Raw genomic sequence first — 13,660 nt, 5'->3', positions numbered from 1 at the left:
GACATTCTAAAGCATAAACAAATAGTAGACACCCACTTTTACTTGTAAGTGGTGTGTCTACTATTTGTTTAAATCGAAAAATTTTGTTGATAGTACATAGCCTAAGCTCAACATTTGGAATGAACTGCTACAACTGCCAATTTAGAGTCGCCCTCATTCCTCTCAGACTCCAGGGATCGTTCTCTCCATTTTTTCCATAGTCTTTCTGAGGCTTCTACTGCAACGGGGTCAAATTGTATACCTTTATTTAAGACAACCTCATCCCAGCATTCTTCCCAAGACAAGGCCTTGCGATAGGGCCTTATCGAAGTTATCGCATCGACAGCATCAGCGACTCCAATTATTCTTGAACCTAGTGGAATTCTGTTTTCATATAAGCCACCAGGATAACCTTTCCCGTCCCAGCGCTCATGGTGATGCAGCACAATTTCAGCGATTTGCTTAAGACCCTTTGATTTAGCCAAGATTTTATAACCAATTTCTGGATGGTTTTGTATCTGGGCCCACTCATGGGGAAGAAGTCTCCCTTTCTTATTTAGTATGTTTTCGGATATACCCATCTTGCCTATGTCATGAAGGTGTGCCGCAATATGAAGATTTTCTAATTCCTGCCCTTTTAGTCCCATAGCGCGTCCTAAATCATAGGACATATCCCCTACCCTAGAAGAATGACCGCTAGTGTACAAATCTTTTGCTTCCAGAGCAGCTGCTAGACACTCAATGATATCGTGGAAGTGTTGAGGACGAAATAGTCTTTGAATGAATTGAAACATACCTTTCCTCCACTAGAGATTATCTATAGCCGCTTATCTAAGATATTAGTAATTATACAATGACTTTTTCTTCAAGTTCATCCAGCAGTCTGTCCAATGAAGCACCGCTGCTGCTATGGCTTCTAAACACGGGAATTTTCTTTCTCTTTGCTTCTTTTACTGCAGTATGAATCATTTTGTGAGAGACTGTTGATGTGAATAAAACAATTCCATCAGGAGATCCGATTACTTTATCGAACTTGGTAGGCATCTGTGTATAGACTTTTACATTGTGCCCCCGCTTACTGCAGATACCCATATACTCACTATGCATTCTGTCATGACCACCAACTAACACGATACTCATTGTTTCCGCCTCCTAACAAAATTTTTCTCATTCTAATAATTTTTCATTTTTCTATTTATAACCTATACTTTTTGTGTACAATTACACTGACTTTGAGTGCAGCCGCTGCAGCAACTTTCTCCTTTTCTCATTCCGCTAATTGACCTTACAATGATTAACGCAGTCACTACTGCGATGCAGCTTCCGATAAACCAATTAATCATTTAACTCACCCATCCCTTAATTAATTAGCTAAAACCCAGCAATTTTCCAATTTGGAAGATTAAAAATGCAACAAGCCATGCTACCCCTGTTGAGTATCCTATAGTAATCATTGTCCATTTCCAGGAATTCATCTCCCGTTTAATGGTTGCAAAAGCTGCCATGCAAGGAAGATAAAGTAAAGAGAAGGCCATGAAGGCGTAGGCGGTTAATGGAGTAAATACCGTTTGCAGAGCCGTGATAAGATCCGTTGAGCTTTCAGTAGCCTCTGCCACACCATGCAGGATACCCATTGTCGACACAACCGCTTCTTTGGCGATAAACCCAGTAAGCAGAGCAACAGCAGATTGCCAGTCTCCAAAACCTAGCGGAGCAAAAAGCGGAGCAATAACACCACCTATTGAACCGAGCATACTGTCAGCTGGTTCCGAAACCGCTTGGAACGAATAGTTAAAGTACTGTAAAAACCAGATTATAACAGCCGCCGCAAAGATTATCGTCCCTGCCTTTTTGACAAATCCTTTACCACGATCCCACATATGGATCATCAAGCCTTTTAATGTGGGAATTCTATAGGGAGGCAACTCCATTACAAAAGGCGCTACCTCTCCTTTAAGGATAGTCTTTTTAAGCAAAATTCCTGACAAAATGGCCACAATAATGCCTAAAATATAAAGGGAGAATACTACCACGGTCTGATTCCTGGCGAAGAAGGCAGCTGTATACAAAGCATAGATGGGAAGCCTAGCTCCACAGGACATAAATGGGACGAGCATGATCGTCAAGCGCCGATCCTTTTCATTTTCCAAAGTCCTTGCACTCATGACCGCCGGAACGGTGCATCCGAAACCTATCAGCATGGGAATAAATGATTTTCCACTTAGGCCAAGCTTTCTCAGGAGTCGATCCATAACAAACGCTGCTCTTGCCATATATCCAGTGTCCTCTAGAACGGATAGAAAGAAAAATAAGATCATGATTTGCGGCACGAATACTAACATACTTCCCAAACCACCAATAATCCCGCCTACAATAAGATCCTGCAACCATACAGCTGCTCCTGCTCCTTCAAGGGCGGTCAAAACAAAGTCTGCGATTGTTTCGTTCACCAACACGTCAACAAAGTCAATGGTAGAAGAGCCGATGGTACCAAAGGTTATAGAGAATATTCCAAACATCAGCGCTAGAAACAATGGAATTGCTAATATTCTATTGGTCACAACTTTATCAATTTTATCTGAAATGGTTAGGTCTGAGTTATCTGCTTTTTTCTTAACAACTTTGCGTGCTACGTTCGTCGTGAATTGATATCTGCTGTCGGCAATAACTGTCTCGATATCCATATCAAAGTTCTTTTCTAGTCTTTCCTGATACGCTTTAAGCCTTATTAACAATGAAACTGGAACCTTCAATGTTTCTTGAACTTTCTCGTCCCCTTCCAATAGCTTTAATGCCGTCCAGCGGGGATTTTGCACTTCACTCTCTAGTTCCGGTAAAATTCTGCTTTCAATTTCCTCAATACTTGCTATGATACTTTTATTATGTATTTCTTGTAGCTGTGGAGAACTATGGCCCGAAGCTGCTGTTTGAGCTACACTAAGAGCTCTATCCAAAAGTTCTTTTACGCCCTTTCCTTTGCTCGCAGTGATTGGCACCACTGGTAGATTCAGTGAAGATTCCAGGGTAGCCAGATCAATCTTATCCCCTTTGGCATCTACGGAATCCATCATGTTTAGAGCAACAATAACATTTACCCCTAATTCGATTAATTGGGTGGTCAGATATAGGTTTCTTTCTATATTAGTACCATCAACGATATTGATCACAACATCTGGCATTTCATTAACAATGTAATCTCTGGCTATGACTTCCTCCATAGAATATGGGGATAATGAATAGATCCCCGGAAGGTCGATAATCAGAACATCCTCTTTTAACCTTTTAGCCTTTCCTTCTCTTTTTTCAATAGTAACTCCAGGCCAGTTTGCAACATACTGAGTGCTCCCAGTAATTTCATTAAACAAAGTAGTTTTTCCACAGTTCGGATTCCCCACTAATGCAAACTTTAACGACACTACTCCACAACTCCCCCCAAGATGCCGATAACCATTCTCACTTAGATTTTAAAAAAATTACTCCTCTTTAAGCAGGAGCAACCCTTATTCTATTATAATATTTTGCGCTTCAGCCTTCCTCAGAGTTAATTCGTACCCCCGAATATTGACTTCTATTGGGTCGCCAAGTGGCGCTACTTTCCTTACCAATACTTCTGCTCCCCGGGTCACACCCATATCCATTAACCGTTTCTTTACAGGACCCTTTTCACCTAAGACTTTAACAATCAGGCCTTTTTCACCTGTTTTTAACTCCTTTAAAGTTCTTTCCAAAATATTTACCTCCTCTAAAACCTCATGCATGTACCATTACTTGCTGAGCAACTCCCCTATTTAAGGCCAATCTAGATCCTTTGATGGCCACAATTAGATTGCCGCTAAACTCGGAAATGACTGATATCGTAACTCCAGGAATAATCCCCAGACCTTCCAGGAACTTTTTAGTTGTTTCTTTAGCTCTACATGCTTCAACTACAGCCTCTTTACCCGGTGATAACATAGTTAAAGGCATTCTTCCCACTCCTTATTGCAAAATGTTTGCAATTGATAATCAGTATCAGTGTCTTTAGGGCTTATGTTATCACTAATCTCCTTATACGTCAACGAAAAATTTTAGATAAGTCCTTGGCTAAACACAAACAAAAAGCTCTGGAAGCCAACCTCTTCCAGAGCTCATTTAACCTTACTATTTAAATGTTATTGTAATATCCACGATCTCAGGGGTATTACCGATTCGAATCGGAGGCCCCCATGTCCCATAGCCCGATGATACTATGAGTTGAAAGTCCGCTTTATGCAGATATCCCCAATCCTGTTCAAAAACTTTCTGTGTAATAAACTGAATGGGAAATAGTTGACCATTGTGAGTATGCCCAGAAACCTGAAGATCTACTTTTTGTTCAACCGGTTCTTCCAAATGAGAGGGTTGATGATCCATTAATATAATTGGCAAAGAGGGATTTATCCCCTGCATCAGAGTTGCTAAGCTTTCTCGCTTCGTTCCATTAAAGCGTGATCCCGATAAATCATCTCTCCCTACAAGAGTGAAACTCCCCCCAACCTCTTCCGAACTATCCCTTAACACTTTTACTCCTGCTTCATTTAGATATTTTATTGCCTCATTGGCATTGCCGCCAATATATTCATGGTTACCCAACACAGCAAAACTCCCATAAGTCGATGAAAGCCTGCGGAAATTATCAGCAACTTGCTGTTTATTTTTGGATTCAATATCTTCATCAAACACATCTCCCGCCATAAGAATCAAGTCGGGTTTCAAATCATTAACTTTGTCGACCAACTTGGTAAGACGATCATTCTGAATAATTGTTCCAAGATGTATATCAGAAACCATGACAACGTGAAGTTTCTTTAAAGCTCCTGCTTGTTTTGTAATTGTTAGATCATAATGGTTAATTTGTGGATGACGGGCATTCCAGGCTCCATAGCTAATAATTCCTATTACTAATACGAAAACAACCAGCCCCAAAACAGGGTTCAAACTCTGTTTGATTCCTAATGGTACAAGATTGAGCCAACGGTTCAACACACGAAGAAGATCTAGCAACAATATTATTAGTAGAAAGTAGAGCATACAGGCCATCCAATAAGCCCCTATGACAGTTAGTATTTCATGTAAGACGATTGGAAGAAATTTTTCCAATAACCTACTGAATAAGTAAGCTGAGGAAATCAGCAAGAAGATTGTCCAATAAACCTTGGGATTAAAAAATGGAACATAGCTAAACAGCGCCTGCCATCCACGCAGACCTATGTAGTAGTTGAGCCCACCATAAACTAAAAGAACCATAGTAACAACTATCATAAATCCAGGATTGACCATTCAGAAAATACCCCCACACATACATTGAATCCAGGTTTTAACATAATCTACAATGGGTATTATACAACGTTTCCCTTTTCAAGTCATATGCAATTTTAAAGGCACCAATATTTTTCTGTGTTCTATTCCCTCATGGGTAGACGGAAAGACCCCACAAACAAAGTCTAGGCGATTATTACATCTCCTAGACTTTAATCCGAATGCTATTATATTGTTTTCACCTCATATAAATGATTTCTTCGTCCTTTGCGATGACCAAATTTTTCTGACGAAGAGGAGCAAAACTCATCAATAAATTCCTGAGGCAGTTTCTTAATCAGTAATACCGGTATTTTAGATTTATTCAGGACACTATGTGCTAAACTTCCGTGCATTAGGCCCTTAAAGCTGCTCGGCCCTCTTGTACCCATGATGATCAATTCATGTCTCTGTTTGGTGGAATAATCAATAATCGCGTCTACGATATCCGGAATATTTGAATTAGCAAAGATAACTCTTTGATTGACATTCTGCCCTGTCTTAAAGAATATTTCATTAATTTTAGCTATAATCTTAGAATCTTGACTCGCTTTATTAACTTCTGGTTTCACCGAGCAGAGGTCTGATGACCAAAATCCCATCAAATTGTATTCGTTCTGTATAGATACCCCCTCAATACTCTCTTGTGCATGTACGATAGTTAGAGACATATGAGGTATTCTGTTTAGTAAATCTGCTGTGTAAACCGCAGCTGACAAAGAATGAGGGGTACCGTCAAAATAAAGAAGTACCTTAAAGAGATTTCCTTGATTCATCTATATCATCACCTCGATCTATGAAATTTATGAAAGCTAAATTAAGCAAGATCACGCTGTACCGAACTCAGCGAGTTTACTTTTGAGGCCTGTTTGTATAGAACAATATACCGAATTATCATCAATACGCCTATAGTAGCACCACCGTACAGAGTAACTGTAGCTGCCAAATCAAGAAAACCAGCCACTCCATTAGATAGGTTCATCATGTGCAGGTCAGTCAAATATTTGGGAATAGCAAAGGCTCTACTTAGAGCAGACATACCAATTACCATAGCCATTACAAATTTAATTTGCAATTCGGTAACCATTTTAGTGGCGTTGGCCCCAATATGGAGTCCTAATAGAGATCCTAAATATAACAGCAAAACCAGCCGAATATCCACAAAACCATTCATAGCATACTGAAAGGAACCTGAGGCACCTGAGAAAATAGCTAGGAATAATTCTGTCCCTGCAGCCACCATTGTAGGGATACCCAGCAGATATATCATGGCCGGAACTCCAATGAATCCTCCTACACCTACGGTTCCAGCTAACCAACCGGTTGCTAAACCGATAATCGCAACGAGCCATAAGGATACACGAACATTAGCAACTTTAAAATAGATCATAGGTGGAATATTTAAACTTGATAATTTAGCAGCTAATCCCGACGGTTCACTTGAACCCTTATTAGAGTTTGGCTTAGAAATATCTCTTAAAATAAAAACCGAAAGACCGGATAACAGAACAACAAAAACTACACTAATATACAAGTTCGAACCTTCCTTGCCCATACTGGCGAAAATTGACTCATTTAGAATAACTGCTAACCTAACTCCAAGTAAAAGAAAAGCTACCATGAAGACGCCGAGCTTGACATCTACATTCCCCATCTTAGAGTGCTTCCTGGCCCCAACCATTGCCTTACCAAATTTGTGAGCAAGATTTGTACTTACTGCTGCGATACCGGGAACCCCCAAGGCCATCATGCCTGGTGTCATTACAAAGGCACCACCGCTTCCTAAAAAGCCACTTAATGTCCCTCCTAGAAAACCAAGTCCTATCATAGATAGTCCCGTTTTCGGGGTAATATCTATAAACCGCATAACCTCTCCAACTAGATTAACTGCTTCTCCAGCCATTGGTGAAACCCCCTTTCTAATGTTTGCTTTCTAAGCCTAGTATGCTTAGAGTATGAGATATCGCTGTCCCGTACAAAAATGCGATTCCGATGACGGTGCCTAAAAGGCAAACTGCTGGAATTATACCTTTGCTTAAATAAAAACCATTTAATTGATCAATGTTAAAGAAAATCAATACATACGCACAGATCGATAACCCCAGATAGACGATAGTTTTTAAAGAGCTCGTTTTTGCCGCTCCACTCATACCAATCTCTCCTTTGTGATTTAGTAAAAAATAACCTGGACTTAAAGAGATATCCCCCCTCCTTGGTTTGTGATATAATTCTCTATATAGCAAATACTGTGCCAACGTCAATTAGCTGATATTCTATGCATTTATTATGACCATTAAAAAAAGAAGTGTAGCAAATGCTATACTTCCCCATAAAGAAAGCAACTATAAATTCTTTGATTAACCAGCTTTTTCCTCTGTATTGCTTAGATTATTAGATGTTTCCTCGGAATTCCGCCTACATGTATCTTTTGCTACAGCTAAATGTATTATATAATTCAACTAATAGAACCCACTGGTAGTTGGAGGTGGCTTTGTTTTGGGCATCCATAAGGATTTCCTATCGTCGTTCAAGAGAAAAAGTCTTACCAATCAGCTGGTTACAATCATTGCATTTATTATGCTTATCCCGTTATTAGCCTTAATGTACGATATTTTCTTTGCTTCTCAAACTGACCAAGTAATTTTTTTTGATAAGGAACAGAGACTGGCGGCTTTAGTAAAAAGCACTAATCAAGAACTCTCTGTAAATCTTGACTCTTTGGGGTTTGAACCTGAAAGTTTATCCCCCAACCTTCTACACAACGAGTTTACAAAAGTTGTAGAACCATATATTCCATCAAATTCTGGTATTCGCTTCGGTTTATATGTTCCGCAAGCAGAAAAGATTACAGTATTGGGTTTTTTACATAATTATCGAAACCTATCCCCCGACGAAGAAACCCAGAGAGAGAAAGAAATATTCGCCAGTACCAAATCCGGCCTTGTAGCTGCAGAAATGGGTAAAGAGCCGCTCTTTCGAATCTCCGGGTCTTTTGATGATCAAGTTGTAGAATACATTTCGCCCGTTGTCCTTAAAGGGAAAGTAGTTGCAGTTATGTGGGCCGGGGAACGCCTTAACCCATTTTTTTATCAAAGCAGCTTCTATCGAAAATTGCTCCGCTATTCTACATTAGGTGTATTAGCCTTCGTCATGTTTGCTACTCTAAGAACAATACGCAATATCACCACTGGAGTAGATCGCTTAAAACAAGGGTTACACCGTATGGAATACGATATACACCACCTATTACCTGAAATGTCTGGTGAATTGGGCGAGGTGGCTCGGGCTGTTAATCGCATGGCCGAGAACTTAAGTGAAAAGGAACGTTTGGAAGATCAACTAAGGCAATCTGAACATCTGATAGCTCTAGGACAATTAGCTACAGGTGTAGCTCATGAATTACGTAATCCAATCGGTATTATTAAGACTTTAGTCGACCTAATGAAACAGGAATATTCTCAGATGAGTGGTATCGAGGAATACACCCGGGCAATAGATGAACAAGTGGACAGACAAGACACTGTAATTCAAGAACTGTTAGACTTTGGACGTCCGACTAAGGTTTCTATTCGAGAGTGTTCTATAAATGATCTAATCATGGGAGTCCTATCATTTTCAGCAGCAATGTTGAGAAAGCAAAAGGTAAAAGTTCAACTTCACCTAGATCCTAAGCTCCCACAAATCTTGGCGGATACCGAAAAACTTAAACAGGTATTCGTAAATATTATAGTAAACGCTGCTGAAGCTATGCCCTCCGGAGGTAATTTAGATATTACCACAAAACAAACGGATGATATGGTTATCGTTAGTTTAGCTGATACAGGCGAAGGGATCTCGGGAGATGATATTCATAGAATATTTGACCCCTTCTTTACTACTAAGCAAGCCGGTACCGGATTAGGCCTGTCTATCTCTTATCAAAGCATTAAGCTGCATGGTGGAATGATCGAAGTGGACAGCACTCCTTATAATGGCACAACCTTTACAATTAAACTACCAGTGACACCCTAATTCTGCTTAGGAGAGTGATATTCTTGATTCCAAGAATTTTGGTAATTGATGACGAAGAGAGAATGTGTTGGGCCTTAGAGAGGGCGTTAAGTCACGAGGGATATCAAGTTGTTACTGCAACAAGGGGTTTACAAGGTATTGAATTGGCACTTGAAACCGAACCATCTACGGTTATACTAGATTTGAAGATGCCTGATATTGATGGCCTAGAAGTTTTAAAAAGGCTCAAAAATATAAACCCAAATATGCCGGTGATTATGATTACTGCTCACGGAACGATTGAGACTGCCATTGAAGCTATGAAAATTGGTGCTACCGATTATATAACCAAACCTTTTAAACTGGATGAATTAAAAATCCAAGTAAAACAGGCTTTGCATTTATCTAATTTGGAACATGAAGTAAGTTACCTGCGTCAAGAGTTAGGCGAGAAATACGGGAAAATGATTGGACAAAGTGATGCCATTAAAGAAGTTGCCCTATTAATACAGCAGGTTGCCAAAACTAATGCAACAGTTTTGATAACCGGTGAAAGCGGAACCGGTAAAGAGGTTGCAGCTGTAGAAATCCACAAAGCCAGTAACCGCGCAAATATGCCCTTTATAGCGGTGAACTGTGCCGCCCTTCCTGAACACCTGTTAGAAAGCGAACTATTTGGGCATGAAAAGGGGGCTTTTACCGGCGCGACAACTAGAAAAAAAGGCCGTTTTGAGATGGCTGATAAAGGTACAATCCTCTTAGATGAAATCGGCGACATGCCAATAAGCATGCAAGTAAAATTACTCAGGGTTTTACAGGAAAGATGTTTTGAAAGAGTCGGGGGAACTGAAACAATACCAATTGATGTAAGAGTCATTGCTACCACTAATGCTGAACTTTCCACAGCCATTGCTAATGGAACCTTTAGAGAAGATCTCTATTATCGCTTAAATGTTATGCAAATCAAAATGCCGCCTTTAAGACTGCGTAAAGACGATATCCCTCTCTTAGTTAATCATTTCTTAGGAAAATTTGATCCTTCCCATACAAAGAAGATCTCTCCTGAAGCCATGAAAATTCTGACTCGATATGATTGGCCAGGTAACATAAGAGAATTGCAAAATGCCATTGAAAGACCGCTCATTGTTTGCCAAAACAATGAAATTCTGCCAATACATCTGCCTAGCGAGTTACTAGAGAACTTTGAGAAGGCTACTTCGGATCCTATCATCAATCTTCCTGAAGGAGGTTTCTCTTTAGAAGAGTTAGAGAAACGTCTAATAATTAAAGCCTTAGAGAAGAATAATTATAACCAGACCAGGACAGCAAAGTATCTGGGCATTTCTCGTCCAACTCTCCTATACCGCCTAAATAAGCATGGCTTAAACTTTAAGTAACAACTTAAGCGTTTTCAAACTTAACTCAAAGAATTACAATCGATAACTAAAGAAACTTATAAAAGCAAAGGAGGTTTATATGTCCATTTCATCCATCAGTTCAGAAGCATCATCCTTACTGAATAGTCACTATATCGAAAACAATAAAAGCTCTACGAAGAGCAAAGAAGAAGGGATAATCGACAACCAAAGCACTATAAGCAGTGACCCCAACACAAGTTATGATGGTGACACTTTTACCAATTCTACCACTTCAAGTAACCTTTCGTCAGACTCAGGGAAAAGTGGACAAGGGCCTGAAAACAAAAGTCAAGGCAATGATTCAAGTAAGGCAACCTCAACAACCTCTAATTCAAGAAATTCTAGTCCGACTACCTCTGTTCCAGGACTAGCCGATTCCTCTAAGAGCGGATCTTCAACTTCGACAGAGGCGTTGTCAACCTCAAGTGAATATACTGCTGCAGAAATCTTGGAATATGATACAAATGGCGATGGTCAGATTGATTCGCAAGAAGCAATAGCAATGAAAAGAGATTTAGCCAAAAAGATCCAAGAAGAGTCTACATTCCTAAAGGATGATGCCATAGAAGCCTATGAAACAGCCAAAAATCAATTCTCAACGATTAGTGGATCTTCTTTTGAAAATTTAATTTAACTTGTTAAATTTCAGAGAAACGGTTGATATACGAAGTCTCTAAGTAACAAAAAGGGCATCATCAAATTAAAAATTGATGGTTGCCTTTTTGTTTTGAATTTATCAAATTAAACTTAAGAATTTAAACTTGCTTTTTAAAGATATTGAGATACAGTATTAATAGTATTCACTTAAGGGGGGGCCGTCATGACAAGGAAAAAAAGAAGTCTGGCAGAAAATGTAGCAGATAATATCCTGGCAATGATTACTATAGATAAGAAATTCAACTCAGGAGACAAACTCCCTAACGAAATTGAACTATCTGAAGTTCTACAAGTTAGCCGTACTACGTTACGCGAAGCTATCCGTATTTTAGTAGCACATAATGTTTTAGAGATTTATCGTGGTAAAGGCACCTTTGTTAAGAATAATCTTGATTTGAATGAAGATTTAGGCCTCAAAGAACTTTCCACACTCCAACCAGACATAAAGGATCTCTATGAAATGCGTCTGATCTTTGAGCCTCAATCAGCCTATTACGCAGCTAAACGGGCCAACGATAGGGAACTCGAACGAATTTTATATTATGGCAGACTCGAGGAAGAATTAATTCTAAAAAAGGAAGATCGAACCGAGGCAGAGCAAGCATTTCACAAATCCATAGCTAAGGCGACCCACAATGAATTTATGAATCGGCTGATGCCTATCCTCTATCAAGCGATTGATAAGGGAGTTCTATTATCTGACACAAATGAGGAAATGATTCAAAACACTTTGAATGATCACCGTATGATTATGGAGTTTTTATCAAAAAGAGATGCTGAAGGAGCAAAAACCGCAATGAAACTCCACATAATACACGCTATGAGAGGCTTTGGAATCACTGAATAATAGATTATAGTTAAAAACTTATAAAATAATCTGCCCATAAAAGATAGTCAGAACACTGGATGTTCTGACTATCTTTTTTACATTTTTTCTCATAGATCATACTCCGAATGAACAAACTAAAGTAATTTCATGTTCACATAGCTTGAACCAATAAATTACAAGGGAAGGAACCACTCAATGAATATTTCTCTAGCTGATATTCAAAATGCCAAAACTACTCTCCAAGGAGTATCCTATAAAACAGCTTTAGTCTTTAATCCTCGTTTAAGTAATATGAGTGGTAATCAGGTTTTCGTCAAGATGGAAAATCTTCAACGCACCGGGTCTTTCAAGATTAGAGGAGCGTACAATAGAATTGCTAACTTGACTGACCAAGAAAAGGCACAAGGTGTGATCGCATCTTCGGCTGGCAACCATGCTCAAGGGGTCGCAGTAGCCGCCGCAATTTACGGAATCGACGCAAAAATTGTCATGCCTTTGCACGCTCCCCTTTCCAAAGTAACTGCCACACGCAAGTATGGTGCAGAAGTGATTCTGCACGGCGAAGCCTACGATGAGGCCTACAATGAAGCACGACGTATTCAGTCAGAAACCCAAGCAACATTTATACACCCCTTTAATGACCCATTGGTGATTGCCGGGCAAGGAACTATCGCCTTGGAAATCCTTGATGATCTGCCTGATGTCGAAGTCGTCGTCTTGCCAATTGGTGGAGGCGGATTAATATCAGGTGTTGCCCTGGCACTCAAAACTATAAATCCAGCCATCAAGATTATCGGTGTGCAAAGTAAAAATAATCCTTCGATGCTAGAATCAATTAACAATAAGCACTTAATTACAATTAATGGAACTCCAAGCATTGCTGATGGGATTGCTGTTAAAACGCCTGGTGAACTTACTTATGAACTTGTAAGTAAATATGTTGACGATATAGTGGCCGTCGATGAGGATGAAATAGCCAGTACAATGTTATTGTTCCTAGAGAGTGCTAAAGTTGTTTCCGAAGGCGCAGGGGCCGCCGCTGCTGCGGGAATAATACATAGGTTGTCACATTACAAAAATCGCAAAATTGTTGCAGTTCTAAGCGGCGGCAACGTCGATGTTAATATTCTAGCTCGCACCATTGACAAAGGACTCGTTAAAAATGGTCGGAAGTGCTTTCTTACGACTGTTATTAGTGACCGACCCGGTGCTCTAGCCCAACTCTTACAGTTAATAGCAAGTAAGGGAGCGAATGTGCTTGCCGTTTCACATCGGCGAGAAACCTTAGATATACCCATCAGTTTTGCAAAGGTAGAACTGGAGTTAGAGACCATCGATGCAGCTCAAGTAATGACCCTCAAAAAACTCCTCGAAGAAAATTATTATCGCGTAATAATACAGTGAACCCCTTCTACTAAAGGGTACATAGAGACTTAGAGGGACTCTAACTCCACCTAAGCAAAATAAAAAA

Annotated in this window: 14 protein-coding genes; 5 read left to right on the top strand and 9 right to left on the bottom strand. The window is 39.7% G+C overall.

Annotated features, from left to right (window positions below):
• Nucleotides 1-107: 107 nt before the first annotated feature.
• The 9 genes from BLS16_RS02840 to BLS16_RS02800 all read right to left on the bottom strand — a co-directional run bounded on the left by BLS16_RS02840 (nt 108) and on the right by BLS16_RS02800 (nt 7,445).
• Nucleotides 108-773: an HD-GYP domain-containing protein gene (locus BLS16_RS02840; protein ID WP_092329570.1), complete on the bottom strand. Its 666-nt coding sequence runs from the start codon at nt 771-773 to the stop codon at nt 108-110.
• A gap of 52 nt (nt 774-825) precedes the next feature.
• Nucleotides 826-1,119: a DUF2325 domain-containing protein gene (locus BLS16_RS02835; protein WP_014901636.1), complete on the bottom strand. Its 294-nt coding sequence runs from the start codon at nt 1,117-1,119 to the stop codon at nt 826-828.
• A gap of 227 nt (nt 1,120-1,346) precedes the next feature.
• On the bottom strand, nt 1,347-3,395 hold the full coding sequence (feoB, locus tag BLS16_RS02830) for a ferrous iron transport protein B (protein ID WP_092329568.1): 2,049 nt from the start codon (nt 3,393-3,395) through the stop codon (nt 1,347-1,349).
• 84 nt (nt 3,396-3,479) lie between these two features.
• The gene (locus BLS16_RS02825) at nt 3,480-3,707 is read right to left on the bottom strand and encodes a FeoA family protein (protein WP_207649720.1); all 228 of its coding nucleotides are present in this window, start codon (nt 3,705-3,707) and stop codon (nt 3,480-3,482) included.
• A 22-nt stretch (nt 3,708-3,729) separates the two neighbouring features.
• Nucleotides 3,730-3,945, bottom strand: a complete 216-nt coding sequence (locus tag BLS16_RS02820) for a FeoA family protein (protein WP_092329563.1) — start codon at nt 3,943-3,945, stop codon at nt 3,730-3,732.
• A gap of 174 nt (nt 3,946-4,119) precedes the next feature.
• On the bottom strand, nt 4,120-5,277 hold the full coding sequence (locus tag BLS16_RS02815) for a metallophosphoesterase (protein ID WP_092329560.1): 1,158 nt from the start codon (nt 5,275-5,277) through the stop codon (nt 4,120-4,122).
• A 206-nt stretch (nt 5,278-5,483) separates the two neighbouring features.
• Nucleotides 5,484-6,071, bottom strand: coding sequence for a universal stress protein (locus tag BLS16_RS02810; protein ID WP_092329558.1), 588 nt, complete (start codon nt 6,069-6,071; stop codon nt 5,484-5,486).
• Between the two features lie 41 nt (nt 6,072-6,112).
• Complete coding sequence (locus BLS16_RS02805; RefSeq protein WP_092329555.1) at nt 6,113-7,198, bottom strand: sulfite exporter TauE/SafE family protein; 1,086 nt, start codon at nt 7,196-7,198, stop codon at nt 6,113-6,115.
• A gap of 16 nt (nt 7,199-7,214) precedes the next feature.
• Nucleotides 7,215-7,445: a hypothetical protein gene (locus BLS16_RS02800; protein WP_092329552.1), complete on the bottom strand. Its 231-nt coding sequence runs from the start codon at nt 7,443-7,445 to the stop codon at nt 7,215-7,217.
• Nucleotides 7,446-7,872: 427 nt separating this feature from the next.
• Between BLS16_RS02800 and BLS16_RS02795 the strand changes: the two genes are divergently transcribed.
• The 5 genes from BLS16_RS02795 to ilvA all read left to right on the top strand — a co-directional run bounded on the left by BLS16_RS02795 (nt 7,873) and on the right by ilvA (nt 13,593).
• Nucleotides 7,873-9,306: a sensor histidine kinase gene (locus BLS16_RS02795; protein ID WP_427846364.1), complete on the top strand. Its 1,434-nt coding sequence runs from the start codon at nt 7,873-7,875 to the stop codon at nt 9,304-9,306.
• Nucleotides 9,307-9,329: 23 nt separating this feature from the next.
• Nucleotides 9,330-10,682 (top strand): sigma-54-dependent transcriptional regulator, encoded by a 1,353-nt coding sequence (locus BLS16_RS02790; protein WP_092329550.1) that lies wholly within the window; start codon nt 9,330-9,332, stop codon nt 10,680-10,682.
• A gap of 79 nt (nt 10,683-10,761) precedes the next feature.
• Complete coding sequence (locus tag BLS16_RS02785; RefSeq protein WP_092329548.1) at nt 10,762-11,337, top strand: hypothetical protein; 576 nt, start codon at nt 10,762-10,764, stop codon at nt 11,335-11,337.
• A 186-nt stretch (nt 11,338-11,523) separates the two neighbouring features.
• Nucleotides 11,524-12,207 carry a FadR/GntR family transcriptional regulator gene (locus tag BLS16_RS02780; protein ID WP_092329546.1) on the top strand — a complete coding sequence of 228 codons (684 nt, stop codon included), beginning with the start codon at nt 11,524-11,526 and terminating at the stop codon, nt 12,205-12,207.
• A 177-nt stretch (nt 12,208-12,384) separates the two neighbouring features.
• Complete coding sequence (gene ilvA, locus BLS16_RS02775; RefSeq protein ID WP_092329543.1) at nt 12,385-13,593, top strand: threonine ammonia-lyase; 1,209 nt, start codon at nt 12,385-12,387, stop codon at nt 13,591-13,593.
• Nucleotides 13,594-13,660 lie beyond the last annotated feature (67 nt).

The organism is Desulfosporosinus hippei DSM 8344 (genome assembly GCF_900100785.1).
In the GTDB taxonomy this organism is placed as follows: Bacteria; Bacillota; Desulfitobacteriia; order Desulfitobacteriales; family Desulfitobacteriaceae; genus Desulfosporosinus; species Desulfosporosinus hippei.
This window is presented reverse-complemented; position numbering and strand designations above follow the sequence as displayed.

What these genes read in the sequence shown, in the direction of transcription:
- BLS16_RS02800 (WP_092329552.1), bottom strand. Translation starts at nt 7,445, where the DNA reads ATGAGTGGAGCGGCAAAAACGAGCTCTTTAAAAACTATCGTCTATCTG.
- BLS16_RS02840 (WP_092329570.1), bottom strand. Translation starts at nt 773, where the DNA reads ATGTTTCAATTCATTCAAAGACTATTTCGTCCTCAACACTTCCACGAT.
- BLS16_RS02835 (WP_014901636.1), bottom strand. Translation starts at nt 1,119, where the DNA reads ATGAGTATCGTGTTAGTTGGTGGTCATGACAGAATGCATAGTGAGTAT.
- BLS16_RS02810 (WP_092329558.1), bottom strand. Translation starts at nt 6,071, where the DNA reads ATGAATCAAGGAAATCTCTTTAAGGTACTTCTTTATTTTGACGGTACC.
- ilvA (WP_092329543.1), top strand. Translation starts at nt 12,385, where the DNA reads ATGAATATTTCTCTAGCTGATATTCAAAATGCCAAAACTACTCTCCAA.
- BLS16_RS02785 (WP_092329548.1), top strand. Translation starts at nt 10,762, where the DNA reads ATGTCCATTTCATCCATCAGTTCAGAAGCATCATCCTTACTGAATAGT.
- BLS16_RS02780 (WP_092329546.1), top strand. Translation starts at nt 11,524, where the DNA reads ATGACAAGGAAAAAAAGAAGTCTGGCAGAAAATGTAGCAGATAATATC.
- BLS16_RS02795 (WP_427846364.1), top strand. Translation starts at nt 7,873, where the DNA reads ATGCTTATCCCGTTATTAGCCTTAATGTACGATATTTTCTTTGCTTCT.
- BLS16_RS02805 (WP_092329555.1), bottom strand. Translation starts at nt 7,198, where the DNA reads ATGGCTGGAGAAGCAGTTAATCTAGTTGGAGAGGTTATGCGGTTTATA.
- BLS16_RS02815 (WP_092329560.1), bottom strand. Translation starts at nt 5,277, where the DNA reads ATGGTCAATCCTGGATTTATGATAGTTGTTACTATGGTTCTTTTAGTT.
- BLS16_RS02820 (WP_092329563.1), bottom strand. Translation starts at nt 3,945, where the DNA reads ATGCCTTTAACTATGTTATCACCGGGTAAAGAGGCTGTAGTTGAAGCA.